General features: G+C 71.0%; 28 protein-coding genes. 13 read left to right on the forward strand and 15 right to left on the reverse strand.

Annotated elements, in window-relative coordinates; all coding sequences use genetic code 11:
* Positions 1-160: 160 nt before the first annotated feature.
* Entirely contained in the window at positions 161-1,666 is a 1,506-nt protein-coding gene (locus ACGH48_RS14710; RefSeq protein WP_396289103.1) for an alpha-N-arabinofuranosidase, read from the reverse strand.
* Positions 1,667-1,950: 284 nt separating this feature from the next.
* On the opposite strand from ACGH48_RS14710, the gene ACGH48_RS14715 reads away from it, so the two are divergent.
* From ACGH48_RS14715 to ACGH48_RS14725, 3 genes are all read left to right on the forward strand, one after another.
* Positions 1,951-3,306, forward strand: coding sequence for an extracellular solute-binding protein (locus ACGH48_RS14715; RefSeq protein WP_396289104.1), 1,356 nt, complete (start codon positions 1,951-1,953; stop codon positions 3,304-3,306).
* 75 nt (positions 3,307-3,381) lie between these two features.
* Positions 3,382-4,353, forward strand: a complete 972-nt coding sequence (locus tag ACGH48_RS14720) for a carbohydrate ABC transporter permease (protein WP_222658344.1) — start codon at positions 3,382-3,384, stop codon at positions 4,351-4,353.
* A gap of 1 nt (position 4,354) precedes the next feature.
* Positions 4,355-5,269, forward strand: coding sequence for a carbohydrate ABC transporter permease (locus tag ACGH48_RS14725; protein WP_123314121.1), 915 nt, complete (start codon positions 4,355-4,357; stop codon positions 5,267-5,269).
* A 200-nt stretch (positions 5,270-5,469) separates the two neighbouring features.
* On the opposite strand, the gene ACGH48_RS14730 is transcribed toward ACGH48_RS14725, so the two are convergent.
* Positions 5,470-6,309 (reverse strand): siderophore-interacting protein, encoded by an 840-nt coding sequence (locus ACGH48_RS14730; protein ID WP_123314122.1) that lies wholly within the window; start codon positions 6,307-6,309, stop codon positions 5,470-5,472.
* 28 nt (positions 6,310-6,337) lie between these two features.
* On the opposite strand from ACGH48_RS14730, the gene ACGH48_RS14735 reads away from it, so the two are divergent.
* The 4 genes from ACGH48_RS14735 to ACGH48_RS14750 are packed head-to-tail and all read left to right on the forward strand — an operon-like array spanning position 6,338 to position 10,426.
* Positions 6,338-7,417, forward strand: coding sequence for a FecCD family ABC transporter permease (locus ACGH48_RS14735; RefSeq protein WP_396289105.1), 1,080 nt, complete (start codon positions 6,338-6,340; stop codon positions 7,415-7,417).
* Positions 7,414-8,490: a FecCD family ABC transporter permease gene (locus ACGH48_RS14740; protein WP_396289107.1), complete on the forward strand. Its 1,077-nt coding sequence runs from the start codon at positions 7,414-7,416 to the stop codon at positions 8,488-8,490. The genes ACGH48_RS14735 and ACGH48_RS14740 overlap by 4 nt, the downstream gene beginning before the upstream one ends.
* The gene (locus ACGH48_RS14745) at positions 8,487-9,404 is read left to right on the forward strand and encodes an ABC transporter ATP-binding protein (RefSeq protein WP_396289108.1); all 918 of its coding nucleotides are present in this window, start codon (positions 8,487-8,489) and stop codon (positions 9,402-9,404) included. Before ACGH48_RS14740 ends, ACGH48_RS14745 begins: the two co-directional genes overlap by 4 nt.
* 11 nt (positions 9,405-9,415) lie before the next feature.
* Positions 9,416-10,426: an ABC transporter substrate-binding protein gene (locus ACGH48_RS14750; protein ID WP_396289110.1), complete on the forward strand. Its 1,011-nt coding sequence runs from the start codon at positions 9,416-9,418 to the stop codon at positions 10,424-10,426.
* Positions 10,427-10,524: 98 nt separating this feature from the next.
* Here ACGH48_RS14750 and ACGH48_RS14755 read toward each other — a convergent pair whose 3' ends face one another.
* Together ACGH48_RS14755 and ACGH48_RS14760 are read right to left on the reverse strand one after the other, a co-directional pair.
* Positions 10,525-12,579 (reverse strand): transglycosylase domain-containing protein, encoded by a 2,055-nt coding sequence (locus ACGH48_RS14755; RefSeq protein ID WP_396289111.1) that lies wholly within the window; start codon positions 12,577-12,579, stop codon positions 10,525-10,527.
* A gap of 148 nt (positions 12,580-12,727) precedes the next feature.
* Complete coding sequence (locus ACGH48_RS14760) at positions 12,728-13,174, reverse strand: NUDIX hydrolase (RefSeq protein WP_396289112.1); 447 nt, start codon at positions 13,172-13,174, stop codon at positions 12,728-12,730.
* Positions 13,175-13,216: 42 nt separating this feature from the next.
* On the opposite strand from ACGH48_RS14760, the gene ACGH48_RS14765 reads away from it, so the two are divergent.
* Entirely contained in the window at positions 13,217-13,447 is a 231-nt protein-coding gene (locus ACGH48_RS14765; RefSeq protein WP_396289113.1) for a hypothetical protein, read from the forward strand.
* On the opposite strand, the gene ACGH48_RS14770 is transcribed toward ACGH48_RS14765, so the two are convergent.
* Entirely contained in the window at positions 13,444-14,400 is a 957-nt protein-coding gene (locus ACGH48_RS14770) for a phosphotransferase (RefSeq protein WP_396289114.1), read from the reverse strand. The two genes, ACGH48_RS14765 and ACGH48_RS14770, sit on opposite strands and share 4 nt — an antisense overlap.
* Before the next feature lie 62 nt (positions 14,401-14,462).
* Between ACGH48_RS14770 and ACGH48_RS14775 the strand changes: the two genes are divergently transcribed.
* Positions 14,463-14,702, forward strand: coding sequence for a hypothetical protein (locus ACGH48_RS14775; protein ID WP_396289115.1), 240 nt, complete (start codon positions 14,463-14,465; stop codon positions 14,700-14,702).
* A gap of 4 nt (positions 14,703-14,706) precedes the next feature.
* Here ACGH48_RS14775 and ACGH48_RS14780 read toward each other — a convergent pair whose 3' ends face one another.
* Complete coding sequence (locus ACGH48_RS14780) at positions 14,707-14,955, reverse strand: hypothetical protein (RefSeq protein ID WP_396289116.1); 249 nt, start codon at positions 14,953-14,955, stop codon at positions 14,707-14,709.
* Positions 14,952-15,458, reverse strand: a complete 507-nt coding sequence (locus ACGH48_RS14785; protein ID WP_396289117.1) for a MarR family winged helix-turn-helix transcriptional regulator — start codon at positions 15,456-15,458, stop codon at positions 14,952-14,954. Before ACGH48_RS14785 ends, ACGH48_RS14780 begins: the two co-directional genes overlap by 4 nt.
* 92 nt (positions 15,459-15,550) lie before the next feature.
* On the opposite strand from ACGH48_RS14785, the gene ACGH48_RS14790 reads away from it, so the two are divergent.
* A complete protein-coding gene (locus tag ACGH48_RS14790; RefSeq protein ID WP_396289118.1) occupies positions 15,551-16,480 on the forward strand; it encodes an NADP-dependent oxidoreductase in 930 nt (309 codons plus the stop codon).
* Positions 16,481-16,486: 6 nt separating this feature from the next.
* Here the strand turns inward: ACGH48_RS14790 and ACGH48_RS14795 are convergent, their stop codons facing one another.
* Positions 16,487-17,338, reverse strand: a complete 852-nt coding sequence (locus tag ACGH48_RS14795) for a pentapeptide repeat-containing protein (RefSeq protein WP_396289120.1) — start codon at positions 17,336-17,338, stop codon at positions 16,487-16,489.
* A gap of 224 nt (positions 17,339-17,562) precedes the next feature.
* Between ACGH48_RS14795 and ACGH48_RS14800 the strand changes: the two genes are divergently transcribed.
* Positions 17,563-17,751 (forward strand): hypothetical protein, encoded by a 189-nt coding sequence (locus ACGH48_RS14800; RefSeq protein WP_396289121.1) that lies wholly within the window; start codon positions 17,563-17,565, stop codon positions 17,749-17,751.
* A gap of 27 nt (positions 17,752-17,778) precedes the next feature.
* Here ACGH48_RS14800 and ACGH48_RS14805 read toward each other — a convergent pair whose 3' ends face one another.
* Genes ACGH48_RS14805 through ACGH48_RS14820 form a run of 4 tightly spaced genes read right to left on the reverse strand, consistent with a single transcriptional unit; the run spans position 17,779 to position 21,492 of the window.
* The gene (locus tag ACGH48_RS14805; RefSeq protein WP_396289122.1) at positions 17,779-18,435 is read right to left on the reverse strand and encodes a response regulator; all 657 of its coding nucleotides are present in this window, start codon (positions 18,433-18,435) and stop codon (positions 17,779-17,781) included.
* On the reverse strand, positions 18,432-19,721 hold the full coding sequence (locus ACGH48_RS14810; RefSeq protein ID WP_396289123.1) for a sensor histidine kinase: 1,290 nt from the start codon (positions 19,719-19,721) through the stop codon (positions 18,432-18,434). The genes ACGH48_RS14805 and ACGH48_RS14810 overlap by 4 nt, the downstream gene beginning before the upstream one ends.
* On the reverse strand, positions 19,718-20,584 hold the full coding sequence (locus ACGH48_RS14815) for an ABC transporter permease subunit (protein WP_396289124.1): 867 nt from the start codon (positions 20,582-20,584) through the stop codon (positions 19,718-19,720). The genes ACGH48_RS14810 and ACGH48_RS14815 overlap by 4 nt, the downstream gene beginning before the upstream one ends.
* A complete protein-coding gene (locus ACGH48_RS14820; RefSeq protein ID WP_396289125.1) occupies positions 20,581-21,492 on the reverse strand; it encodes an ABC transporter ATP-binding protein in 912 nt (303 codons plus the stop codon). Before ACGH48_RS14820 ends, ACGH48_RS14815 begins: the two co-directional genes overlap by 4 nt.
* Positions 21,493-21,605: 113 nt before the next feature.
* Between ACGH48_RS14820 and ACGH48_RS14825 the strand changes: the two genes are divergently transcribed.
* Positions 21,606-22,601: an alpha/beta hydrolase gene (locus ACGH48_RS14825; protein ID WP_396289126.1), complete on the forward strand. Its 996-nt coding sequence runs from the start codon at positions 21,606-21,608 to the stop codon at positions 22,599-22,601.
* A gap of 9 nt (positions 22,602-22,610) precedes the next feature.
* The gene (locus tag ACGH48_RS14830) at positions 22,611-23,177 is read left to right on the forward strand and encodes a GNAT family N-acetyltransferase (protein WP_396289127.1); all 567 of its coding nucleotides are present in this window, start codon (positions 22,611-22,613) and stop codon (positions 23,175-23,177) included.
* Between the two features lie 80 nt (positions 23,178-23,257).
* Here ACGH48_RS14830 and ACGH48_RS14835 read toward each other — a convergent pair whose 3' ends face one another.
* Genes ACGH48_RS14835 through ACGH48_RS14845 form a run of 3 tightly spaced genes read right to left on the reverse strand, consistent with a single transcriptional unit; the run spans position 23,258 to position 25,403 of the window.
* A complete protein-coding gene (locus ACGH48_RS14835; protein ID WP_396289128.1) occupies positions 23,258-23,830 on the reverse strand; it encodes a TetR family transcriptional regulator in 573 nt (190 codons plus the stop codon).
* Positions 23,827-24,678 carry an MBL fold metallo-hydrolase gene (locus ACGH48_RS14840; protein WP_396289129.1) on the reverse strand — a complete coding sequence of 284 codons (852 nt, stop codon included), beginning with the start codon at positions 24,676-24,678 and terminating at the stop codon, positions 23,827-23,829. Before ACGH48_RS14840 ends, ACGH48_RS14835 begins: the two co-directional genes overlap by 4 nt.
* Positions 24,675-25,403 carry an alpha/beta fold hydrolase gene (locus tag ACGH48_RS14845; protein WP_396289130.1) on the reverse strand — a complete coding sequence of 243 codons (729 nt, stop codon included), beginning with the start codon at positions 25,401-25,403 and terminating at the stop codon, positions 24,675-24,677. The genes ACGH48_RS14840 and ACGH48_RS14845 overlap by 4 nt, the downstream gene beginning before the upstream one ends.
* Positions 25,404-25,434: the final 31 nt, after the last annotated feature.

Genomic DNA, 25,434 nt, shown 5'->3' on the forward strand with positions numbered 1-25,434 from the left:
CTGTCGCTTTCGCGGACCGGACCGGACCGACACGGGACACGCGACCTGCCCCGCCCCGCGCCGCCCCGCCCCGCGCGGGAACGAGCAGAGGACGTCGGGCGCGAGCGCCCGACGTCCTCTGTGCTCACTCGACGCCCGCCGCAGCGCAGGCCGAGGCGTCTCAGCCGATCGACACGGCGGTCCAGGACACGGGCGGCAGCTCGATCGTGATGGTGTCGCCGTCGCGGCTGACCGTCTCGTTCGTGCGGAGCCCGACGCGCTCCGTGGACGACAGGTCGTTCACGGCGTGGATGTCGTCGTCCCAGATGCCCTCGGCACGGACGTCACCCGAGGCCGCCAGGCCCGCGAGGTCGATCGTGACGGTGGTCGACTCGGACGAGTGGCGGTTGATCAGGAAGACCGCTGCCTTGCCGTCCTCGGTCACGGTGGCGGCCGAGTCCACGACCGGCACCTCGCCGTACTTGCCGCCGTCGACGGTGTCGCCCGAGGCCTTGACCTGCAGCGACGTGCCGTTCGCCAGGCGCGACGTCAGCGAGAACGGGAAGAACGTCGTCTGGCGCCAGGCCGGGCCGCCGGGCTCGGTCATGATCGGGCCGATCACGTTGACGAGCTGCGCGAGCGAGGCCGAGGCGACGCGGTCCGCGTGCCGGAGCAGCGAGATGAGCAGCCCACCCACGACGACGGCGTCGGCGACGGTGTAGACGTCCTCGAGCAGGCGCGGGGCGACCGGCCAGTCCTGCGGCCCGAAGGTCTTCTGCTGCTCGTTCCACTTCGTGATCGACCAGACGTTCCACTCGTCGAACGAGATGTCGATGCGCTTGTCGGACTTCTTCTGCGCCTGCACGTGGTCGGCGGCCGTGGTGACCGTCTTGATGAAGTGGTCCATGTTGGCGCCCGAGGCGAGGAACGACGGCAGGTCGTCGCCCTCTTCGTAGTAGGCGTGCGCGGAGATGTAGTCCACGTCGTCGTAGGTGTGCTCGAGGACGGTGCGCTCCCACTCGCCGAACGTCGGCATCGACGCTCCGGAGGAACCGCAGGCGACCAGCTCGAGGTCGGGCTGGATCTGCCGCATCGCCTTCGCGGTCATGGCGGCGAGCTTGCCGTAGTCCTCGGCGTTCTTGTGGCCGAGCTGCCACGGGCCGTCCATCTCGTTGCCGAGGCACCACATCTTGATGGCGAAGGGTTCCTGGCGGCCGTTCGACTTGCGGTACTCGGACAGTGCGGTGCCGGCGTTGATGTTCGCGTACTCGAGGAGTTCGATCGCCTCGGCGGTGCCGCGCGTGCCGAGGTTGACAGCGAGCATGAGCTCGGAGCCGACCTGGTCGAGCCAGTGCTGGAACTCGTGCAGGCCGACCTCGTTCGTCTCGGTCGAGTGCCAGGCCAGGTCGAGGCGCTTCGGGCGCTGCTCGACGGGGCCGACGCCGTCCTCCCACTTGTAGCCGGAGACGAAGTTGCCGCCGGGGTAGCGGATGGCGGAGACGCCGAGTTCCTTGACGAGCTCGACGACGTCCTTGCGGAAGCCGTGCTCGTCGGCGGTCTCGTGCGCGGGCTCGTGGATGCCGTCGTAGACGTGGCGGCCGAGGTGCTCGACGAACCCGCCGAACAGGCGACGTCGCACCGGCCCCACGGTGAACGCGGCGTCGAGGACGAGGTGTGTGCGGGGCATGGATCTCCTTCGATCGTGCGAGAGCGGGTACTGCGGGTCATGCGGTGGGCGGGCACGGTCCGGCGCTCGGGAAGCGAAGCGGACCGTCACGAAAGTGAGCGCTCACCTGACCGAAACGCTACCGGGTTCCACGCCGACGCGAAAGGGGTGGCGGACAGCGAACGCGAGGGCTAATGTGAGCGCTCACGGAACAGCGACCCACTGCTCCGTGTCCGGAACAGCGATGCTCCGGCGGGAGCACCGACCCTGTTCCCGAGCCCGGCCCATCCCGATGGAGTGATGCCATGCCGAACCGCCCAGCAACACCCGCGTCGCGCCTCTCGCGCCGCGGCTTCCTCGCCGCAGGAGCGGCGGCCGCGACGGTCCTGCCGCTCGCCGCGTGCTCGAGCCCGATCGCAGCCGGCCTGGCCGGCAGTGCACTCAACCCCGAGACGCTCGTCTTCTGGAACCTCTTCGGCGGTGGTGACGGCCTCCGCATGCAGGCGATGGAGGACGGCTACGCGAAGCAGCACGGCGGATCGAGCTCGCTGCAGGCCACCACGTTCGCGTGGGGCAACCCCTACTACTCGAAGCTGACACTGGCCACCGTCGGCAACAAGCCGCCGGACGTCGCGGTCGCCCACCTGACCCGGGCGAAGCCGCTGTGGGACGGCGACCTGCTCGACCCGATCACGTCCGAGGACCTGGCGAGCGTCGGCCTCAGCGCCGCCGACTTCAACCAGAAGGCGTGGACGGCACAGAAGACCGACGGCAACAACATCGCCATCCCGCTCGACACGCACCCCTTCGTGCTCTTCTACAACGTCGACGTGTGCAAGAAGGCGGGCCTGCTCGACAGCGACGGCAACCTCAAGGACCTGTCCGGCATGGACACGTTCGAGAGCGCCCTCGCCGCGGTCGCGAAGGTCACCGGCGGCACGGCCCTCAACGTCGCCAACGTCGTGCCGGAGACCGCCACCCCGTGGCGCTTCTTCTGGACGATGTACAACCAGATCAACGACGCGACCCCCTTCATCAGCGACGGCGGCGCGAAGCTCACGGTCAACGAGGACGCCTACAACGAGGTCACCAGCCGCACCCAGAAGTGGGTCAAGCAGGGCTGGATGAACAAGGCGCTCGACTACGCCACGGCGCAGTCCCTGATGTTCGACGGCAAGGCCGGCTTCTTCATGCAGGGCGAGTGGGAGATCAGCACCGCGCAGTCCATCAAGGGACTGAAGTTCGGCATGGCCCCGATCCCGCAGCTGTACGACAAGCCCGCGACGCAGGCGGACTCGCACACGTTCGTGCTGCCGAAGAAGGACCGCACCCCGGAGCAGCGCAAGCAGCACATGCTCTTCATCAAGCAGATGCTCGAGCAGAGCCTGACCTGGGCCGAGGGCGGGCACGTGCCCGCCTACATCCCGACGTTCGACAGCAGCGCCTACAAGGAGCTCAAGCCCCAGTCGAACTACGCCGCCGCAGCCGAGACCGCCGTGTTCGACGACCCCGCCTGGTACGGCGGCTCCGGCTCGACCTTCGAGGGCACCGTCGGCGCCCAGCTGGCACTCGTGCAGCAGGGCAGCTCGTCGCCCGCGCAGGCACTCCGTGCCATCAAGTCGCAGCTCGCGACCTACCTGAACACCCCGAGCCCACTGTGACCGGGCCCGCGACCACCGGGCATGCACCTGCCCGGCACGTGAACGCCGTGAACACCGCGCGAAAGGCACGATGACGTGACCACAGCACCTGTCCTCGACCGGCCCACGGACGCCGCAACCGCGTCGCGTCCGCGGCGGAGCCGCACCTACGGCACGAGCCTCACCCGTGGCCAGGGCCGCAGCGGTTGGCTCTTCCTCGCCCCGTTCGGCCTGTTCTACGTGGCCTTCCTGCTCGGCCCGACGGTCTGGATGATCGTCTCGAGCTTCTTCAACACCTCGACCGTGCGCACCGGCCTCGGCAGCTTCGCCGGGTTCGCGAACTACGCGGAGATGCTCGGACGCTCCGACTTCTGGTCGTCGCTCTGGCACACCCTGCAGTTCACGCTCTACACGACGCCGCCGCTCGTCATCCTGGCGTTCGTCTTCGCCGTCCTGACGAACCGGATGAACCGCGGCCAGTGGTTCTTCCGACTGGCGTTCTTCCTGCCGTTCATCCTGCCGTCGGCGACCATCTCGCTGATCTGGGTGTTCATCTTCACGCCGGCGACCGGCCTGTGGGCCAGCATGCAGTCGGCCATCGGCCTCACCCCGGGCTCCGGCATGCTGTCCAGCCCGAACACGGCGATGATCGGTGTCGCGATCGCCACCGTGTGGTGGACCCTCGGCTTCAACTTCGTGCTCTACCTGGCCGGCCTGCAGGAGATCCCGCGCGAACTGTACGAAGCGGCCGCCGTCGACGGTGCGTCGAACTGGCAGCAGATCAAGTCGATCACGCTGCCGCTGCTCGGCCGCACCACGACGCTGGTCATCCTGCTGCAGATCATCGCGAGCCTGAAGATCTTCGACCAGGTGTACCTGATGACGAACGGCGGACCGGGCATCTCCACCCAGGTCTCGCTGCAGCTCATCACGGGCGTCGGCTTCACCGACAACCGACTCGGCGCCGCCTCGGCAGCGTCGGTGCTCCTGTTCATCGTGATCGTCGCGATCGCGGTCATCCGGCAGCTCGTCGAGCGCGCTGCCGCCAAGCGAGAGATCGGGGCCTGACATGACCGCCACCGAGAGCATCACCACCGGCCGCGCCAAGCTCCGCACCGGCGTCTCGGCCGCCGCGCCCGCGAACGCCGCCAAGATCGGCGTCTCCGGCAAGGGCTTCAACCTGGTCGCCGGCATCATCCTGATCGTCTTCGCGATCATCTGGCTCATCCCCAGCCTGTTCGCCCTGAAGACGTCGCTGTCCGACAACGGCGTCGCCGCCCTCGGCGCGAACTCGATCCTGTCGAACTGGAACCCGACGCTGCACTCCTACGCGGCACTGTTCCAGGCCGGCGACATCTGGAACTGGTACCTCGCCAGCGCCATCACGAGCGTCGTCACGGCCGTCCTGACCGTCATGTTCGCCTCGATGGCGGCGTTCGCGTTGTCCCGCCTGGTGTTCCGCGGTCGGAACATCGCGTTCCTGCTCATCATCCTCGGGATCATGATCCCGACGCAGGTCCTGATCATCCCGATCTTCCAGGAGCTCAACGCCGTCGGCCTGCTGAACACCTACTGGTCGGTCATCTTCCCGCAGGTGCCGGCCGTGATCGCGGTGTTCATCTTCAAGCAGTTCTTCGACGGGATCCCGAAGGAGCTGGAGGAAGCGGCACGCATCGACGGCGCCAACATCTGGAAGATCTACTGGTCGGTCATCCTGCCGCTGTCGCGTCCGGTGATCGCCGCGGTGACGATCCTGACGTTCGTCGGTGTCTGGAACAACCTGCTGCTGCCGCTGTTCGTGCTGTCGAACCCGGACCTCATGACGATCCCGGTCGGGCTCGCCACGGTCCAGGGCAGCTTCGGTCAGCGCTACGCGGACATCCAGGCCGGAGCGATCCTGGCGGCGTTGCCGCTGATCATCCTCTACCTGATCTTCCAGCGGCAGATCGTGGAGGGCGTGACGGGTTCCGGCCTCAAGGGCTGACGCCACCCCACGACGGACGGGAGGCCCGGTGCCAGCTGGCACCGGGCCTCCCGTCCGTCGGTCGGTCGCGTCTCGGGCGTGGGTCACCTGCCGAGATCGGGCGTACCTGGCGGAAACGGGCGTACCTGGTGAGAAGTTCCGTGACGGTACGCCCGGGAACACCAGGCATCGCAGGCGCCAGGGGAAGGAACGAGCGCCGCTCAGGCGGAGACGGACTCCTTGGCTTCGTGCTTCCAGAAGCCCGAGAACGTGATGCGTGACTTCGGCAGACCCGCACGGTGCAGGTGCCGGCGCCCCTCGGTCGCCAAGGTCGACTCGCCGACCACGAACGCGTAGCCCCGGTCGTCGACGGGGACGTGCCGCTGCAGCTCGGCGAGCGCGGCGCGACCCGGCACGGCGTGGTGGTCGACCTCGTCGCGGACGATCCACGTGACGGTCACCCCGCTGGGTGCGTCGATCTCGCGGACGTCCCCGGCGGTGGGGACCTCCTGGATGATGCGGCCGACGGTGTCCCGGGGCAGCGACGCGGCGATGCCGAGCACGCCGGGCAGGCCGGTCTCCTCGGCCGCGATGACGACCTCGCTGGTGTCGTCCGGGCAGTCGAAGATGCAGCCCTGGTCGAGCATCGCCAGCTGGTCACCCGGTCGGGCCGCACACGCCCAGATGGCGGCTCGACCTTCGGGCTCGCCGTCGGCGTCGGTGTGCACGACGAAGTCGATGTCCATCTCGGCGGTGCCGTCGGGCATCGGGCGGAACGCGGCGACGGTGTAGTTCGCGCAGTGCGGGCGGACGTCCTCGGGGATGGCCAGGAACGTCGGCCACCACTTCTTGCCGTCCAGGTCCGGCATCCGGAACGCGTCCTGGTCCGGGCGCCCGGTGAACAGACGGAACCAGTGGTCGAAGCCCAGGAACGGGAACTCGTGCAGGTCGTCACCGGTGACGGTGACGCGGTGCATCGACGGCGTGGTGCGCTCGGTCCGCAGGACCCGGGCGCGGAAGAGCCGGGGATTCTCGGGCAGGAGCCGCGGAGTCTTCGCCATGAGGCAAGGCTAACCTAAGATGTTCTCCGTGCCAGCCCCCTCTCCCACTCTGGCTTCCGTCCCGGAGGCCCGCGTCACCGATGCGACCACCGCCCTCGGCGTCCACCGCACCGCCGTCCGCCGCCGCGTCCTGGTGATCGCCGCACTGGTCGTCGTGCTGGTCCTGGTGGCGGTCGCGAGCATGCTCCTCGGCAGCAACCGGATCGGCGTCGACCGGGTGCTCGACGGCCTCTTGCGGACCGGGTCGACGACCGACGAGGCGATCGTCTGGGGCTCCCGGATCCCGCGCACGCTCATCGGTGCCGCCGTCGGTGCGGCCCTGGGGATCGCGGGGCTCCTGATGCAGGGGCACACCCGCAACCCGCTCGCCGACCCCGGACTGTTCGGGGTCTCGTCGGGTGCCGGGCTGGCCGTCGTCCTCGGCGTCTACGTGTTCGGCGTGACCAGCACCGGCGCGACGGTGTGGTTCGCCCTCGGCGGCGCGCTGGTCGCGAGCGTCGTGGTGTTCTCCGTGACCGTCGCGGGCAGCGGTACCGCCAGCCCGGTCCCGCTCGCCCTCGCCGGCGCCGCGGTCTCGGCCCTGCTGGGCGCGCTGACCTCGTTCGTCGTGCTGACCGACCAGGACTCGCTCGACGCGTACCGACTGTGGGTCGTCGGCTCCCTCGCCGCACGGCAGCTCGACGTCCTCGGCGCGGTGTGGCCGTTCCTGGTCGCCGGGCTGGTGCTCGCGGTCGTGAACGTCCGGGCCCTCGACGCACTCGGGCTCGGGTCGGACCTGGCGAAGGGCCTGGGCGAGAACGTGCTCGTCGCGCGGCTCGTCGGGCTCGGCGGCATCACCCTGCTCGCTGCCGGCGCGACCGCCGCCGCGGGCCCGATCGGCTTCGTCGGCCTGACCGTGCCGCACGTCGCCCGCGCACTCGTCGGGACCGGGCACCGGTGGACCCTGCCGGTGTCGGGACTCGTCGGCGCCGCGCTCGTCCTGCTCGCCGACGTCGTGGGGCGGCTCATCGGCGGGTTCTCGGAGGTCGAAGTGGGCATCGTCCTCGCCGTCATCGGCGGTCCGGTGTTCGTCGCCGTCGCCCGTCGCCGATCGCTGGTGTCCCTGTGACGGGCGCAGCAGTCCGTGCGCCCGGCCGCGCCGGCGTCCGCATCGGACCGATCGGCCTCGCCTGGCGCCCCCGGGTGTTCTGGTACACGGTCGCGTCACTCGGCGCCGTCCTGGTGCTCGTCGTCCTCGGCGTCGCGATCGGCTCCACCTGGATCGCCCCGGGCATCGTCGTCCGCTCCCTGGTCGGGCTCGAGACCGGCCCGGACGCCTTCATCATCACCACACTCCGACTGCCGCGCGTCCTCACCGGGGCACTCGTCGGTCTCACGCTCGGCATCGCAGGGGCGCTGACCCAGACCTTCACCCGGAACCCCCTGGGCACCCCGGACATCATCGGCGTGACGTCGGGGGCGAGCGTCGGCGCCGTGGCGGCCATCGTGCTCGGCGGTGGCACGTACTCGGTGTCCTCGCTCGTGCTCAGCGGCGGGATCCCGGTGGCCGCGACGATCGGTGCGTTGATCGCCGCCGCCGTCGTGTACGGGCTCGGCTGGCGCGGTGGGGTGCAGAGCTACCGGCTCATCCTGGTCGGCATCGGCGTCAGCGCGACCCTCGACGCGGTGACGAGCTACCTGCTCGTCCGCGCCAAGATCACCCTCGCCACCGCCGCGTCGCAGTGGCTCGTCGGCAGCCTGTCGAGCACCTCGTGGTCGAGCGTCTGGCCGCTGCTCATCGTCGCCGCGGTCGCGGTGCCGATCGCCCTGGCGACGAGCGCGGCGCTCGGCATCGGACAGCTCGGTGACGAGGTCGCCACCGGGGTGGGGCTCGCCGTGCAGCGGCACCGCCTGCTCGTGATCGCGCTGGCCGTCGTGCTCACCGCGGCTGCCGTCGCCGCTGCGGGACCGGTCGGCTTCGTGGCGTTCGTGGTCCCGCAGGTGGGGCTCCGGCTGGCCGGGACGAACCGCCCGCCCCTGCTGCTCGCCGGACTGCTCGGCGCCGCACTCGTCCTCGCCGCGGACCTGCTGTCGCGCGCCGCGTTCCCGTGGCAGGTGCCCGTCGGCATCATCACGACCGTGATCGGCGCCCCGTACCTGATCTGGCTCCTCATCCGTCACCGCAAGGAGATGTCCCGATGACTCCCCCGTCCAGCACGACGCCGTCCAGCACGACGCCGTCCAGCACGACGCCGTCCACCAAGCCGCTGTCCACCCCGGTCCTCGAGGCCCGCGGCCTGTCCGTCGGCTACGACCGGCACCCGGTGCTGACCGACCTGGACCTGCGGGTCGAGCGGGGCACCGTGACGACGTTCCTCGGCGCGAACGGCTGCGGCAAGTCGACCCTGCTCAAGGCCTTCGGTCGGGTGCTGAAGCCGCAGTCCGGCGAGGTCCTGCTCGACGGCGCCCCGATCCGCAAGGAGCCGAACCGCCAGGTCGCCCGGAAGCTCGCGATCCTGCCGCAGTCCCCCGTCGCACCCGCCGGCACGAGCGTGCTCGACCTGGTGATGCGCGGGCGCAACCCGCACCAGTCCTGGGCGAAGCCGTGGACCGCGGACGACGCCGACGTGGCCGAGCAGGCCATCGCGGCGACCGGACTGACCGACGTCGCGCACCGCGACGTCGCGAGCCTGTCGGGCGGGCAGCGCCAGCGTGCGTGGATCGCCCTGGTGGTCGCGCAGCAGGCCGACACGCTGCTGCTCGACGAGCCGACGACCTACCTGGACCTCGCACACCAGCTCGAGGTCCTGCGCCTGGTGCGCCGACTCAACCGCGAGCAGGGCTCCACCATCGTGATGGTCCTGCACGACCTGTCGCTCGCGGCCCGGTTCTCCGACCGGCTCGTCGTCCTGCACGACGGCGGCGTCGCCGCCGACGGCGCACCGCACGAGGTGCTGACCCCCGCGTTGCTCGAGCGCGCCTTCGGGCTGCACGCGCGCGTGTTCCCGGACCCCGTGACCGGCGCCCCGATGATCGTGCCCGAGGCCGACGAGCACGACCCGTCGCTGCACCGTGAACGCGACACCGTGCTGGCGGGCGCGTCAGACTTAGGTTAGCCTCTCCTAACGTGAAGCTCTCCCGACGCGGCTCCCTCCGAGCCACCCTCCTGACCTCTGTGGCCGTCTCGGCCCTCCTCCTCGCCGGCTGCTCGAGCACCGACTCGAACGACTCCGACGGTGACACCTCGGCGTCGAAGGCCTGGTCCTACGAGGACGCCACCGGCACGACCGTCAAGGTCGACCACACGCCGAAGCGCGTCGTCGTGCTGAACGACATCGCGATCTCGTTCATCGAGTACGGCCTGAAGCCGGTCGGCACCTTCGGCCAGCTGACCATGGCGAAGGACGCCCGCTTCGACGACCTGGACACCGACGGCATCACGCAGCTCGGCACCGGGTACGGCGACATCGACCTCGAGAAGCTCGCCGCGCTGAAGCCCGACCTGGTCGTGACCTCGGTGTACCCGACCGACGAGAAGGGCACGCTCGACGACACGCAGCCCGGCTACGGCTTCAAGGACAACGAGCAGGAGAAGCAGATCGAGGCCATCGCGCCGGTCGTCCAGGTCAAGTGGGGCGGCAAGGGCGAGGACGTCATCGAGAAGATCGCCGACCTGAGCGAGTCCCTCGGTGCCAAGGAGTCGACGATCGAGGCCGCCGAGAAGCGCTTCGACACCGCCGGCGACGAGCTCGAGAAGGTCGCGAAGGAGCAGGACCTGTCGGTCGTCTCCATGTACGCCGACGGAGACGGCGCCTACGTCACCCGCCCGACCGACGAGCCGCTGCTGCAGATGTACTCGTCGTTCGGTGTCGACTTCGTGAACCCGAAGCCGAAGGGCTTCTACTGGGGCATCTACTCGTGGGAGAACGCGGGCCAGATCAGGGCCGACGTCCTGCTGCTGTCGCAGCAGGGCTACCAGGTCGCGGACCTCGAGAAGCAGCCGACCTTCGCCGACAACGCGGCACTCGAGGCCGGCCAGGTGCACAGCTTCACCTTCCCCGCGCTCGACTACGCCTCGCAGGCCGGCTACATGACGGAGCTCGCGGGCTGGCTCGAGGACAGCAAGAAGCTGTCCTAGGACGCAAGCAACGATCGGACGGGAGGCCCGTTGCCAGCTGGCAACGGGCCTCCCGTCCGTTCTGTGGTGCGTCTCGGGCACGTGACCCGCTGCTGTCGTCAGCCCACCGGCAAGGCGGCGTTCACCGCGGTCTGCGCATCGCGCCAGACCGCTGCGCGGGACCCCGCGTAGGTGCCGCCCTGACCGTTCGAGTAGTACCGCAGGTTGTGCTTCCCGCCGTCGGTGTTGCCCTGCCAGTACGCGGTCACCGCGCGCGAGCTCCCGCCGACCAACCACACCTGGTCGGCGGCGTCGGCCGTACCGGTCTTGCCGAACAGCGTGGTGCCGTCCGGGGTCTGGCCGCCGCTCGCCGTGCCGCCCCGGAACGCGCCCTGCATGACCTCGAACGCGGTCGCCGCGGTCTGCGGCGAGACCGCCTGCGAGCAGGTGCGCGGCTGCCCGCCGAGCTCCGTACCGTCCGGTGCGGTGACCTGGTCGATGACGACCGGCGCGCAGTACCGACCGCCGTTCGCGACGCCCGCGTACGCCGCCGCCATCGTCAGCGGCGCGATGCTCTCGGTGCCGAGCAGCGACGCGGGGTTCCACGGCAGCTCGCCGCCGGCGGCAAGGTGCACACCGAGGCGCTTCGCGACGTCGCGGATGTCGCACAGGTCGAGCTGCGCCGCCATCGACTGGTAGGCAGCGTTCACGGACTGGGCCGTGGCCGAGCGGACCGAGTACGGCCCCTTCTGGCCCGGCGAATCGTTCTTCGGCTGCCAGAAGGCCGTCGTCTGCTCGCCGCACGCCGTCCACGTGCTCTGCGGGTGCGGGGTGCCGTTCACGACCGTGTCCGGGCTGCGGCCGGCCTCGAGCCACGCCAGCAGCGTGAACATCTTGTACGTCGAGCCGGTCTGGAAGCCCGTCGAATCGCCGTCGGCCTGGTCGACCGCGTAGTTCAGCGACGTCGCCGTCGGTGGCGCCTGCTCCGACCGGTCGTAGTCGGTGTTCTGCGCCATCGTGAGCACCCGGCCGGTGCCCGCCTCGACGGTGTTCAGCGTCGCGCCCAGCGCGAGACGAGTCTCGGTCTTCGGGTCGTACCGGTCGAGCAGTTCCTTCTGCTTCGCGTTCAGGTCGAGGTCGAGCGTCGTCTGGATGCGGTACCCACCCGTCCGCCAAGCATCGGCGCGCTGCTGCTTCGTCGCGCCGAGCTGCGGCAGTCGTGCGGCGACGCGTTTGGCGTAGTCGCAGAAGAACTCCGCCCCGGTCTCGACGGCCTCGCACCCCTGCTGCGGCGCGGTGATCCGCACGTAGTCGGCCGGCCGCGACAACCGTGCCGTGCGGTACTCGTCGGTCGTCAGGTGACCCTGCTCGTGCATCGAGCGGAGGATCACGTTCCGCCGCGCGGCGTTGTCGCGGTAGTGGTCCGGCGTGGACAGGTCGCGGCGCTCCGGCCACTGCACGATCGCGATGAGCGACGCCGCCTCGGCCGGGGTCAGGTCGGTGGCGGACTTGCCGTAGTAGTGCTGCGCGGCCGACTGCACGCCGTAGGTCTGGTCGCCGAAGTACGCGATGTTCAGGTACGCCGTCAGGATCTGCTCCTTGGTGTACTTCTTCGCCAGGCCGATCGCGAGCTTCATCTCGGCGAGCTTCCGCTGCGGCGACCGCTTCGTCGCCTCCTCGTAGCCGGCCTTCTGCTCCTCGAGCGTCGGCAGCTCGCTCGCCCGCTGGATCTTGATGTTCCGGACGAGCTGCATCGTGAGCGTCGAGCCGCCCGAACCGCCCTCGCCCTGCGACGCGGCGACGCTCACCAGGGAGCGGACCATCGACGTCGCGTCCACACCACCGGTCTCGTAGAACCGCTTGTCCTCGCCGTCGACCGCAGCGTGCTTCAGCTGGTCGCTGATCTGGTCGAACGACAGCTCCTGCCGGTCCTGCGCCCACACGTTCGCCAGGTGCACCGGTTCGCCACCGCGGTACGCCCAGACCTGGTTGCGCTGCGGCAGGTCCCCGATCTCGATGTGCTCCGGCAGCGACTCGAACATCCCGATCGCCGACGTCGTGCTCACTCCGGCGACCGCGATCATCGGCGTCACGCCGACCCCGACCATCAACCCGGCGAGCACACTGCCGCCCACGAAGCCGAGCGCGGCTCCCCCTGCACGTCTCATCGTCATCGCTCTGGATCCCCCGTGGTGCATCACCGCACCGATCTGGTGCGGTCGTTCGGGAGCGTCCCAGCCGATCTCGGGCGGTCGCCGGGACTTCGCCGCGGAACACCGCCGTGTCCGCTGGGAAAGTGCCCGCCGTGACGGGATCGTGACGTCAGCGGGTCGAGTGGTCACCTTGCGTCGCCGGGACGGTGCCTGCGAGCAGTTCGAGCACGCCGTCCGGGAACACCGGGACGTCCGTGTCGACGGGTACCCAGCGCACCGGGCTGCCCTCGTCCAGCACCACGAGTTCAGCGTCCAGCGGCACCGCGTCCAGCTCCGCCGACCGGACGGCGAACACGTGGACGTACTCGTGCCCGGGCTGCCCCTCGTACTCGAACAGGTTCTCGAGGACGCCGAGCAGCCGGACCTCGTCGAGTGCGACGTCGAGCTCCTCGCGGAACTCCCGGCGGAGCGCCTGGACCGCGGTCTCGCCGAACTCGATGCCGCCGCCGACTGCACGGTGGAAGCGGAGGTCCCGCACGCCGTCGAACGACTCGGACAGCAGCACGTGGCCGTCCTTGACCGGCAGCCCGACCGCGATGTTCCGGATGCTCCCCATCACGCCACTCTGCCACCGGTGCGGGTTCGGTAGGTTCGGACCATGCACCACATCCGCTCGATCGTCACCCTCGCGATCGTCTTCCTCGGTCTGGGCTTCCTGCTCACCGCCGGTGGTTCCGTCTGGACGATCCTCACCCCGGAAGGCACCGGCGTGAACTTCGCAGCGGGGTTCATGTTCATGTGTGGCATGGTCGTCGGTATCGCCGGGATCGCACTCGGGGTCGCCGCGCTCGTGGCCGTCGCCCGGGCGGCGAAGCGCTTCGGCCGCTAACCGGCGAGCGCCTCGGCAGCAGCACCCCACCCGGTGGGGTCATCCCCCGGCGGGACGAACAGCATCGTGTTCCAGAGCACCAGGACGTCCCACCATGCGAGCTCGTCGGCATTGAGCGCGCTCACCGAGCGGTAGCCGTCGAGCAGCTGCCGGTGGACGGCCGCGGGGACCGGGCCCCAGTCGTGGAAGAGCGTCCCGAGCAGGACGGCCGAGCGTGCCAGCTCGACGATGCGGTGGTCGAGCCGCAGGTCCTCGAAGTCGATGACGGCGACGACGCCCGAGTCAGCGCACAGGACGTTCGCCGCCCGGTAGTCCCCGTGCACGATCTGGACCGGCAGGTCGTCGGACGGCGCGGCCGTCAGCAACCGTCGCAGCGCCACCCGGGCACGGTCCGGCACGTGCGTCGTCGCACCGTCGAGCCAGCCTGCGATCTGCTGCAGGAGCGGGGTCGGCGGCGGGCGCACGCCGTCTGCACGCGCCCGATCGGGGCTGTTGCGCAGAGCGTCGTGGATGCGGGCGAGCGTCGCCCCGGCGGCGTGGACCTGTGCCGGGTCGCGGACGTCCAGCGGTGTTCCGTCGATGACGCGTTGGAGCCCCATCGAGACCTCGTCGTGCTCGACCTGCAGTCGTCCGTCGAGCGTCGGCACCGGGGCCGAGACGGGCAGGCCGCGCTCCCCGAGCCACGCCGTGAGGTCCGCTGCGAACGCCAGGCGCTCGAATCCCTCCGGCGCGATCGACCACTTCAGGAGCATCCGCCCCTCGGCGGTCGAGACCCAGGCGAGCGCGTTGTGGTCGCTCATCACGATGCGTTCGCAGGCGATGACGCGCACGTTCCACCACCGCCCGAGCGTCCGGATGACCCAGTCCTCGGCAGCGGCGACGTCCGTGAACCCGAAGCGGCTCCGCAGCACCTGGGCGGGATCGGCACGTTCCCAGAGCATCTCGAGGGTCATCGCTCCACCCTCGCAGGTCGCGCTACCATCCGGTACCGGTCCACGCACGGAAGCGAGTCGCCATGACCTCCCAGAGCACGAGGGTCCTGCACGTGATGTGCACGGTGTTCCTGTTGGGCGCCTTCCTGTCGGTCGGGATCGGTGGGTGGTCGCTCGCGAACGACACCGGGGGCGGTGCGAACATCGGCGGCGGCATCCTGATGCTGTTCGGCTACCTGCTCGGTCTGATCGGGATCGCGCTCGGGCTCGCCACACTCGTCGTCGGCACCGTGGTGCGGCGACGGTCACGCACGCGCAGCTGACGTCTCAGCGGCGGCGGGCGCGGAGCCGCTGCACGCCCACCCATCCGGCGACCACGAAGCAGCCGAGCGCGAGGACGTACGAGACGAGCAGGTCGGCCCACGTGCGCGGGTTGATCGATCCGTCGGGCAACCGCTCCTGGAGTTGGAACGACGTCGGGAACAGCCAGTACGAGGTCGCGTAGACGGTGAGTGCCAGGCCGACGACGATCGAGCCGACGATGATCCACCGAGCAGCGCGCGCCCCGACGGTCACGCGGACGCCCCCTTCGCGGATCGTCGCGACGCTGACCGCGGTGGGTTCGCTCGCAGGTGTTCGCTGATGCGTCCGAGGATCCGGCCGAGGTCACTCGCGTCGTCATCGGAGATCGGTGCGAACAGGAGTCCGTGCACGGTGCCGATGTGGCCGGGGAACACGTCGGCAAGGACCTCGCGCCCGGCGTCGGTGATCGCGACGACGGTGCTGCGTTCGTCCTCGGGTGACGGGGACCTCGTGACGAGCCCGCGCTGTTCGAGCAGTTGTGCTTGGTAGGTCAGCCCGCTGCGACTGTAGACGACCCCGTCGGCCAGGTCCGTCATGCGCAGGTGCCCCTCCGGAGCATCCCCCAACCGCGCCAAGAGCTGGAACTGCACGTAACTCAAGCCGCCGACGTCGCGGAGCTGTTTCTCGACCGCGGGGCGCAGGAGCGCACTCACCTCGGTCAGCGCGAAGTAGGCGCCGAGCTGTGTCGGGGTCAGCGCGGTGGGGGTGTCGCTCATGTGACCATCGTACCTGTTGCTTCGAGTTCGAAGCAGTGCTAGCGTCTCCGACAAGCGCTTCGAATTCGAAGCAACTACGAGAGGGCATCATCATGAAGGCAGTGCAGTTCCACGAAGTCGGCGGACCCGAGGTCCTCCAGTACGGCGAGGTCGAGCAGCCGACCCCGGCAGCGGGTCAGGTGCGGCTCCGCGTCGCGGCCTCCGCGTACAACGCTGCAGACAACGGCATGCGGGCCGGCTTCCTGCCGATCCCGATCCAGCTGCCGCACGTCCCCGGCTATGACGTCTCCGGCACGGTCGACGCGATCGGCGAGGGGGTGACCGGGTTGACCGTGGGCGACGCGGTCATCGCGTTCCTGCCGATGGACCGCGACGGCGGGGCAGCCGAGTACGTCATCGCACCGGCGGACGCAGTGGTCGCAGCGCCGACGAGCATCCCACTGGCCGACGCGGCCGCGCTGCCGTCCGTCGCGCTGACCGCCTGGCAGGCCCTGTTCGACGACGGACGGCTCACCGCCGGACAGCGGCTGCTCGTCGTGGGTGCCGGCGGGGTCGTCGGCAAGTACGCCGTCCAGCTCGCCAAGCGCGCCGGAGCACACGTCATCGCGACCGCCAGCCCCCGCAGTGCCGATGCCGTGCGCGCGGCCGGTGCCGACCAGGTCATCGACCACACCGACGTCGACCTGCTCGACGCCCTCGACGGTCAGGTCGACGTGCTGCTCAACCTGGCGGCGATCGAGCCCGAGCAGTTCGCGGCGGACGTCGCAGCGGTCCGCGACGGCGGGGTCGTCGTGAGCACGACGGCGTTCATGGCCACCCCGGGTGACGAGTCCCGAGGCGTGCGCGCAGCGACCGTGTTCGTCCTGCCGAACCGCGAACGCCTGACGGAGCTCGTCGCGTTGGTCGACGACGGTGCACTGACGGTCGAGGTCACGCGACGCATCCCGCTCGCCGAGCTCCCCGCACTGCACGCCGAGGGCGCGGCCGGGAGGATCGCCGGCAAGGTCATCGTCCTGCCCTGACCCGGCTCACGGGAGCGACCAGTGCGACGGGCGGTCCAGTTCGTCGGGCAGCACCGTGGACGCATCGCCCTGTGCGGCGTTCACCTGCGGCTGGGTGAGGAACAGCGCGTTCGACAGGTCCGCTCCCCCGAGCCGGGCATCGCGCAGGTCCGCCCCGAGCAGGTCCACGCCCGACAAGTCGCATCCCCGCAGGTCCGCGGCGATCAGGTACGCACCGCGCAGGTCGGCCCCGGCCAGGGAGCGGGCACGGAGGTCGCGGCCGGCCAGGTCAGCCGACGGGTGCAGGTCACCGGCCGCCTCGCCGTCGGCGGGGTACCCACCTCGGGCCTCCGCGCTGACGTCGATCAGGACGGAACGGACCTCGGACCGGAGCGACTCGACGTCCACCGCGAGGACGTCGGCCAACTCGCCGTCGAGGATCTGCTGGATGCGGACCCGGAGCACGGTCGGCACTTCCGCCGACCCCAGAGTCGTCGAGCGGGACACCGCCTCGGCCAGGTACCAGAGCATCTCGTGGAGCTGCCGGGCGACGGCGAAGGCCCGGAACATCTCGGGCTTCGAGTCGGGTTCGTCGACCCAGCTCGTGCCGTCGAACAGGACCTGCGAGACGTACTGGCCGGCCCCGAAGCAGTCGAAGGTGGTGCATCCGGTGAAGCCCCGTGGGCGGAGGGCCTGGTGGATCGTGCAGGAGAAGTCGTCGGCCAGGTTGCGGCACGGTGTCCCTGCGGGCTTGTCGATCGGGAAGTCACTGGACCGCTGGAACCCGAAGGCGGTGCAGCAGAGCGCGAAGCAGTCACCGCACGAAGCGCGGAGTGCCGAGCGGTCGGCGGGAGAAGCAGGAGCAGAAGAAGGAGTCATGGACGGACGGTCTCTCTGGAGTGGTCTCGACAGGGCGCCGGGGTGCTGGGGAACTCCGTCGGGAGTCCCCGTTCCGGGCGCACGAGACCACCGCCCCTCGTCCGAGGAGCGAACCGGTGTCGCTGGATGGGCTCTGCGTCACAGAGCGGGAGAACGTGTCACTGCGGCCAGGCTAGCGGCGCGCGACTGCGCCCGTCCGCAGTCCCGTCGCGTACGGTGCACCTGTGACCAGAACCCCGGCAAGACCGCACCGCCTCGTGCTGATCGCCGCCGCCGTCGTGCTGGTGATCGGCATCGTGCTCCTGTTCACACCGTGGGACGGGCTGATCCCCGTGCTCGCCTGGGTGCTCATCGTGGCATCCATCGCCCTCGGCACGATCACCCTCTTCTTCGCGAGGGCCCCGCGCAGCTAGGACCCGCGCAGCGAGTACCCCGCGCAGCTAGGACCGCGACACCAGTCCGTGCTCGTAGGCGAAGATCACCGCGTGCACCCGGTCGCGCAGCTCGAGCTTGCCGAGCACCCGCCCGACGTGGGTCTTGACCGTGGACTCGCTCGTCACCAAGTGTGCGGCGATCTCGGGGTTCGACAGCCCGCGGGCCATCGCGAGCAGCACGTCGCGCTCACGCGGGGTCAGGGGCTCCAGCGGGTCCGGACCCGCCGGCCGGTCGTCCGGCAGCACGGAGCCGAAGAGCTCGAGCATCCGCCGCGTCACCCGCGGTGAGACGGCGGCCTCGCCCGCTGCCACCGACCGGACGGCGTCGAGGAGCTGCGCGGCGCTCACGTCCTTCAACAGGAACCCGCTCGCCCCGGCACGCAGGCCACCGAACGCGTACTCGTCCAGGTCGAAGGTCGTCAGCACGAGCACCCGGGTCTCGGGGACCTGTTCGACGATCGCGGCCGTCGCCGTGACGCCGTCGACGTGGGGCATCCGGACGTCCATCAGCACGACGTCCGGACGCATGGCACGGACGAGCCGCACGCCCGCACCGCCGTCGCCGGCCTCACCGACGACCTCGATGTCGGGTTGTGCCTCGAGCAGCAGCCGGAACCCGGTCCGGATGAGTTGCTGGTCGTCGACGATCGCGACGCGGATCATCGGTCCTCCGTCCTGACCGGGATCGTCGCCCGGATCTGCCAACCGTCGGTGCCGTCGCGGGAGCCCGCGCGAACCTGCCCACCCAGCGCGCGGATGCGCTCGTCGATCCCGATGAGCCCTCGACCCGACCCCGTCGTGGCGTGCGCCGACCCGTCGGGCCGAGCCGGGCCTCCCGTCCGACCGTCGTCGGTGACGACCACGGTGACCTCGGTGGCGGACGCGGCCACCTGGACATCCACCGATCGGACGTGCTGCGCGTGCCGGGCGGTGTTGGTGAGGCCCTCCTGCACGACCCGGTACACGGCGAGCTGCAGGGCGTCGTCCTCGGGGACGACGCCGACGAGCTCGAGGGCGACGGGCGTGCCCAGCGCACGGAACCGGTCGACGAGTTGCGGGACGTCGTGGACGCCCGGCTGCGGCGCGAGCGCGGGTTCCCCGTCGCCGCCGAGCACCCCGAGCATGCGGCGCATGTCCCCCATCGCGCCGCGGCCGACGTCGGCGACTCCGCGCATGGCCGTCGTCGCTGCGGACTCGGCCCCACCGGACGACGGCCCGGCGGAGGCACCGGCCGCCGCGCCCTCGGCCAGCCGCACCATCACCGTGAGCGAGTGCGACACGATGTCGTGCATCTCCCGCGCGATCCGGGCCCGCTCCGCGGCGGTGGCGAGCTGCGCCTGCTGGTCGCGCTCCCGGGCCAGCTGGTGCGCGCGGTCGATCAGGGCCTGCGTGTAGCGACGGCGGTTGGCGACGTTGATCCCGATCAGCACCGCTGCGAGCAGGAAGGCCGTGGGCTGGGGGTACAGGACGTCCGCGAGCCCGCCGGACCCGGGTGCGACCACCCAGACGCGGAGGGCCGTGGCCCCGGCGGCCAGCACCGTGGCGACCGCGGCCGTCCACCATCCGGCGGCACGCGACCACCACACGGTCGCGGCGTAGACGGTGAAGAGCACCGGCGAGTACCCGGCCTGGGTCCACGTCATCGCGACGACGGATGCGAGGCCGAGCACGGCCGTCGCCGCGGGGTGCGTGCGCCGGAGCGGGATGCCGGAGACGGCGATGACCACGAGGACGACGACCGTGAGCCGAGCGGCGGGGCTCCCGTCGACCTGCCACGCACTCCGGAACGCCACGAGGACCTCGATCGCGCCCCAGAAGACCATGAGCAGCGCATCGGTCAGGACCGGGTGGCGCGCCCAGAACCGCCGGAGTCGGCCGGGTGCGTCGGGCAGGGCGATGCCCCCGGCGCCGTCCTGGACGGCACCGGGGGCGAGGTCGGCAGGGGTCACGCGTCCCGCTTCTCGACCAGGGCGAGCGCCGTCAGCGAGGCGACGACCACCCAGGCCAGCAGTACCGCGAATCCGCTCCATCCACCCAAGGCTAGGACGCCGTCGTGCCACCCCGACGTCACCTCGGTGCCGAACTGCATGAGCGGCTGCCCGGCGTTCTGCGGCAGCAGGTTCGTCAGCGTGCCGAGCCAGTCCGCTCCGGTGAACGACTGCACCAGCTGCACGACGACCGGAGCGACCAGCATCAGGCCGAGGACCCCGGCGATCGCGCCAGCTGTGGAGCGCAGGACCACACCGACCGCGAAGGCCAGCAGCGCGATGAGCGTCAGGTAGACGGAGGCGCCGAGCAGCGGCATCGCGACGCTCGCGTCCAGCGACGCCTCGACGTTCCGTCCCGCGGCGATGGGCAGGGTGATGAAGGCGGTGGCCCAGACGCTCACGGCACTCGTGACGAAGACGGCCACGGCGAGGACGATCGCCTTCGCCGCCAGCGCGACCGACCGCCGTGGGACCGCCGCGAACGAGGAGCGGATCATGCCGGTGCCGTACTCGCCGGTGACGACGAGGGCGCCGATCACCGCGACGATCAGCGACGAGAGCATCGTGCCGCTCGTGCTGTAGATAACGAGGGCGTTCCGAGCCGCGTCACCCGAGAGCCCCTGACCGCCGTTGTCCGCGAAGGCCGCCAGGAGCACGCCGATGCCGATCGGCAGGACGAGCACCAGCAGGAAGCTCCACGCCGTCGACCGCAGCGAGCGGAGCTTGATCCACTCCGAGCGCAGGACGCCAGAGAAGTGGACGCCGGACGAGTGGCTGCCGGCTCCGTCGTGCCGCGGCAGGGTGTCGCTCGTGACCGCGCTCATCGGGCCACCTCCGATCGGTACTCGACCTGGTCGTGCGTGAGTTCGAGGTAGGCCTGCTCCAGGCTCGCCTCGGTGGTGGCGAGCTGGTGCAGGACGATGCCGGCAGCACCCGCTGCCTCACCGATCTGCTCGGCACCGAGGCCACGGACCTGCAACGACCCAACGCCCTCGTAGCCGATGGTGACGTCCGGGCCGGCGATCGCGTCGAGGAGCCGCTCGGGCTCCGGCGTCCGCACGGTGACCGACCGCTCCGTGGCGGCGGCCACCAGGTCCGCGATGTCCGTGTCCGCGAGCACGCGGCCGCGGCCCATCACGACGATGCGGTCGGCGGTCAGGGCCATCTCGCTCATCAGGTGGCTCGAGATGAACACCGCACGCCCCTCGGCGGCCAGGCTGCGGGCGAGCCGACGCACCCACACGACGCCCTCGGGGTCGAGGCCGTTGACCGGCTCGTCGAGGATCAGCGTCTGCGGGTCGCCGAGCAGGGCCGCCGCGATCCCGAGCCGCTGCCCCATGCCGAGCGAGAACCCGCCGACGCGCTTCTTCGCGACGTTCTCGAGGCCGGTCATCCCGATGACCTCGTGCACGCGGGCCGCCGGGATCCGGTGCGTCGCGGCGAGCGCCGACAGGTGGTCGAAGGCGCTGCGGCCCTTGTGGACGGCCTTCGCCTCGAGCAGCGCGCCGACGCGACGCAGTGGGTCGCGCAGTTCACGGTAGGGGCGCCCGTCGACGTGGGCGGTACCCGAGGTGGGCCGGTCCAGCCCGACGACGGCGCGCATCGTGGTGGACTTGCCGGCGCCGTTCGGACCGAGGAAGCCGGTGACGACGCCGGGACGCACCGTGAAGGACACGTCGTCGACGGCGACCTTCTCGCCGTAGCGCTTGGTGAGGTTCTGGATCTCGATCATGCGGCAACGGTACGGAGACGGCCGGGTCCGGCACATCGCCGTCGCAGACGATCTCCGCGGGGCGGTCGTGGTACCCCGGTACCACCCGCAGCGGTGCCGGATACGGTGGGGACATGGTCGTCCAGCGCTGGCACGAGGACGTCCTCGGGGCGCCCTACGAGCGACTCGAACTCCCGCTCGGCAACGACCCCGAGGGGCCCGTCGTCGCCACCCTGGTCCGTCGTCGCCACACCCCGACCGACCTGTTGCTGCACGGGCGCGGACCGCTGCACGGCGCTGACGTGCTGTACGTGCACGGGTGGTCGGACTACTTCTTCCAGACGGAGCTCGCCGAGCGGGTCGAACGGCTCGGTGCCCGCTTCCACGCACTGGACCTGCGGAAGTACGGCAGGAGTCTCCGCCCGCACCAGACCCCGGGCAACGTCGACGACCTGGCGGTGTACGACGAGGACATCGCCGCTGCGCTCGACGCCGTCTCCGCCGAGCACCCCGGCCCCGGCGAGCGGCGGCTCGTGCTGATGGGGCACTCCACCGGCGGTCTGACGCTGTCGCTGTGGGCTGCGCGGCACCCGGAACTCGTCGACGGGGTCATCCTGAACAGTCCCTGGCTCGAGTTCCAGGCGACCGCCGTGGGCCGGGCGATCGTCGCGCCCGTCATCAAGCTCGGCGCGAAGCGGAACCCCCTCGCTCCGATGCCGGCCGTCGACCCCGGGTTCTACACGCGCACCGTGTCGGCTGCCGGCGAAGGCACGTGGACGTACGACCAGCAGTGGCGGCCGGACCGCGGGTTCCCCCTGCACCCCGGGTGGCTCGCGGCGGTGTTCGCGGGACAGGACAAGGTCGAGCACGGGCTCGGCATCCAGGTCCCCGTGCTGGTCATGCTCAGCGACAAGAGCATGTTGCAGCCCCGGTGGGACCCCGGGATGGCGCACGCCGACGTCGCGCTGAACGTCGACACGGTGGCGCACCGCGCGCTGTCGCTCGGTGACGAGGTCACGGTGCGGCGGCTCGCCGGCGCGGTCCACGACGTGGTGCTGTCCGCGCCCGACGTGCGGGAGCAGGCGTACGACGCGATCGGGCGGTGGGCCACGACGTTGCTCCCCCGCTAGCGTGTCGGGATGACCGACCGCTCCGTCCGGCTGACCCGCCTCGACCCGACCGGGGTCGACCACGACGCCCTCGTCGACTTCCTGTCGACCGAGGACTTCCCCTTCCACGTGCGGCGGACGTGGAGCCGGGCGGACGCCGTCGAGGCAGTGGACTCCGGGTCCTACCGCGACGACGAGCACGACTCCTACTGGATCGACCACGCGGAGCACGGTCGCGTCGGGTTCGTCCGGCTCGAGGACCTGGAAGACCCGGTCCCGCTGTTCGACCTGCGCATCGCCGGTGCGTTCCGCGGTCGCGGACTCGGCGTCCCGACGCTGCGCGCGGTCACCGACCACGTCTTCGGCACCCTGCCGTCGGTGACCCGGTTCGAGGGGCAGACCCGCGAGGACAACACGGCGATGCGCCGGGTCTTCGTGCGCGCTGGGTGGGTCAAGGAGGCGCACTACCGCGAGGGGTGGCCGGTCGAGGGCGGCCGCGCGGTCGCGTCGGTCGGCTACGGGATCCTGCGCCGCGACTGGGAGACGGGCGAGACGACGCCGGTGCCGTGGGACGACGACGTGCTCCCCGACGACTGAGCGGACGGGAGGCCCGGGTGACGCCCGCCACGGCTCTTCCGCTGGGGCGGGTGGTTGCGTCCAGTGCGTGACGCGCGCGATCAGCCGCCGGTGGCCGTCCGGAGCGCGCTGCACGTGCGCCGGAACGCCGCGCTGAGCGACTCCCCCGCGGGGTGCTCCGCCCACGCGTCGAACGCGGCGCGCAGCGCGAGCAGCGCCAACGGCACCGCGAACCGGTCGGCGCCCTGCCACGCCGACTGCAGCTCGAGCGTCCGTGCCGCGTCCCGCTCGAGCACGGCGGACAGCAGTGCCGGGTCGGCGACGAGCAGTGCGCGCACCCGGACCAGGCGGTCGAGGTCGTCGCTCCGGTCGCGTTCGAACACCACGAGCACCTCGGCGATCACCTCGGTCAACGCGGCGAACGTCACCGGGCCGGTCACGGCCGCGGTGACGGCGTCGTGGACGTCGCGCGAGACGAACAGGAACGCGTCGACCTTCGAGGCGCAGTACCGGAAGAACGTGCGCTCGGTGATGCCGGCCGCGGTGGCGATCTCGGCCCCGGTGACGATGTCGAACCCGCGCGCGCCGATCAGCGCGACCGCGGCGTCCTCGACGGCACGCTCCGTCGCCCGGCGGTTCTGCGCTCGGCGGTTCTGCGCCCGGACCTCCGTCACGACACCGACCGTGCGGAGACCGTCTCGCGCTGCCAGAGCGCCGGCAGCCGGAGGTCGACACCGTCGGCGTCCGCCAGGCGTGTGAACGCGCGCATCGTGACGTCGAGGCGGTCGAGCTTCTTCGGCAGGGGCGTGAGCGGACGGGTCAACGGACGCCAGAACGCGTCCCAGTGCACCGGCCGGACGACGCTCGGACGCAGGGCGCCGACGGTCTCCTGCCAGTACTGCTCGATCCAGGCCGTCGGCTTCGCACCGGCGGCGCCCGCACCCAGGTAGACGGTGTCGGCGTGGAGCCCCGCGAACGCTCCGGGGATGAAGTTCGCCGTCGGGTGCACCAGCACGGAGCCGTCCGGGTGCTCGAACAGGAACGAGGAGCACCCGCCGGTGCGGAAGTCGCGCATCCGGGCCGGCAGGGTGACCGGCTCGGTGATCTCGCCCGGCACCGCATCGCCGTCGCTGTGCAGCGCGTGCAGCGGCGTGACCGTGAACGCCCCCACCGCGAACGACTCGCGGTCGTGGAGCTCCCGGAAGGGCACCCGGTCGAGCCCGTACCCGGTGGCGATCATCCGGGTGGACGCCGAACCGCCGAGTTCCGCCCCGGTGCGGTCCGCGACCACGGGGGCGTCGAGGGCGTGGTCGGCGTGCGAGTGGGACACGAGCACGGCATCGAGGTGGTCGACGTCGAACCGGGCGAGCGCGTCCTCGATCCGGGTGACGTCGGGGCGGAGCCGGCCGAGCATCAGCCGCGGGAACGAGGGCCGGCTGAAGAAGCCGTCCACGAGCAGCGACGTCGTGCCGTCGGAGACGAGGACGTTGGACACCCCGCCGAAGACCGTGGTGACGCTCATGCGTGGGCACCGCCGAGCACGTCGTCGAGCAGCCGCATCGTGCGCGCGGCGTCCTCCATCGCCAGGTCGTGGTGCACCCCGGCAACCCGCTCGACGTCCCATCCGAGGCGCTCGTACACCGGCACCTCGGCCTCGGGCACCACGTGCCGGCCGTCGTCGGTCAGCACGAGCGTCGACGGCACGAACGGAGCGGTCGGCGCCACCGGGGTCGTCGCGACCTCGCGCAGGACGTCGCGCAGCATCGTGCGGTCCCAGTGCCGGTGGCTCTCCTCGGCACGGGCGACGTTCGCCGGACCCCACCGCGGATCGGTGCGGTCGTACGCCTTCACGAGCAGGGGCTGCAGACCCGGCAGCGCCCAGAACGCCCGACCGAGCACGCTCCGCCCCGGTGCCCGTAGGTGGAAGCCGGGGTCGAGGTACACGGCGCGGGCCGGGCGGAGCCGGTTGACGGCGTCGAACAGGACCCGTCCGCCGAGCGAGTGCCCGACCACGGCGTCGAGGCCCTGCGGCAGCGTCTCGGCGAGGTCGTCGGCGAACGCGGCGAGCGTGTACGACGCTGCGCGGTCGCTCTCGCCGTGACCCCGGAGGTCCGGCACGAGGAACGTGTACCGGTCCGGGTCGGCGTGGGACACGAGGTCGCGCCACACCAGCGCCGAACCGAGGATGCCGTGCACGAGTCCGACCCGGACCGGGCCGTGTCCGTGAGTCTCGACGTGGAGCTGCATGCGCACTCGATTCTGTCAGTGACTGACATAA

Source organism: Curtobacterium pomorum, from assembly GCF_044497295.1.
Classification (GTDB): domain Bacteria; phylum Actinomycetota; class Actinomycetes; order Actinomycetales; family Microbacteriaceae; genus Curtobacterium.

Coding starts and splice junctions, on each gene's coding strand:
- ACGH48_RS14790 (WP_396289118.1), top strand. CDS start 15,551: ATGAAGGCAGTGCAGTTCCACGAAGTCGGCGGACCCGAGGTCCTCCAG.
- ACGH48_RS14765 (WP_396289113.1), top strand. CDS start 13,217: ATGCACCACATCCGCTCGATCGTCACCCTCGCGATCGTCTTCCTCGGT.
- ACGH48_RS14715 (WP_396289104.1), top strand. CDS start 1,951: ATGCCGAACCGCCCAGCAACACCCGCGTCGCGCCTCTCGCGCCGCGGC.
- ACGH48_RS14825 (WP_396289126.1), top strand. CDS start 21,606: ATGGTCGTCCAGCGCTGGCACGAGGACGTCCTCGGGGCGCCCTACGAG.
- ACGH48_RS14745 (WP_396289108.1), top strand. CDS start 8,487: ATGACTCCCCCGTCCAGCACGACGCCGTCCAGCACGACGCCGTCCAGC.
- ACGH48_RS14815 (WP_396289124.1), bottom strand. CDS start 20,584: ATGAGCGCGGTCACGAGCGACACCCTGCCGCGGCACGACGGAGCCGGC.
- ACGH48_RS14710 (WP_396289103.1), bottom strand. CDS start 1,666: ATGCCCCGCACACACCTCGTCCTCGACGCCGCGTTCACCGTGGGGCCG.
- ACGH48_RS14775 (WP_396289115.1), top strand. CDS start 14,463: ATGACCTCCCAGAGCACGAGGGTCCTGCACGTGATGTGCACGGTGTTC.
- ACGH48_RS14840 (WP_396289129.1), bottom strand. CDS start 24,678: ATGAGCGTCACCACGGTCTTCGGCGGGGTGTCCAACGTCCTCGTCTCC.
- ACGH48_RS14755 (WP_396289111.1), bottom strand. CDS start 12,579: ATGACGATGAGACGTGCAGGGGGAGCCGCGCTCGGCTTCGTGGGCGGC.
- ACGH48_RS14770 (WP_396289114.1), bottom strand. CDS start 14,400: ATGACCCTCGAGATGCTCTGGGAACGTGCCGATCCCGCCCAGGTGCTG.
- ACGH48_RS14830 (WP_396289127.1), top strand. CDS start 22,611: ATGACCGACCGCTCCGTCCGGCTGACCCGCCTCGACCCGACCGGGGTC.
- ACGH48_RS14805 (WP_396289122.1), bottom strand. CDS start 18,435: ATGATCCGCGTCGCGATCGTCGACGACCAGCAACTCATCCGGACCGGG.
- ACGH48_RS14795 (WP_396289120.1), bottom strand. CDS start 17,338: ATGACTCCTTCTTCTGCTCCTGCTTCTCCCGCCGACCGCTCGGCACTC.
- ACGH48_RS14760 (WP_396289112.1), bottom strand. CDS start 13,174: ATGGGGAGCATCCGGAACATCGCGGTCGGGCTGCCGGTCAAGGACGGC.
- ACGH48_RS14730 (WP_123314122.1), bottom strand. CDS start 6,309: ATGGCGAAGACTCCGCGGCTCCTGCCCGAGAATCCCCGGCTCTTCCGC.
- ACGH48_RS14725 (WP_123314121.1), top strand. CDS start 4,355: ATGACCGCCACCGAGAGCATCACCACCGGCCGCGCCAAGCTCCGCACC.
- ACGH48_RS14845 (WP_396289130.1), bottom strand. CDS start 25,403: ATGCAGCTCCACGTCGAGACTCACGGACACGGCCCGGTCCGGGTCGGA.
- ACGH48_RS14820 (WP_396289125.1), bottom strand. CDS start 21,492: ATGATCGAGATCCAGAACCTCACCAAGCGCTACGGCGAGAAGGTCGCC.
- ACGH48_RS14785 (WP_396289117.1), bottom strand. CDS start 15,458: ATGAGCGACACCCCCACCGCGCTGACCCCGACACAGCTCGGCGCCTAC.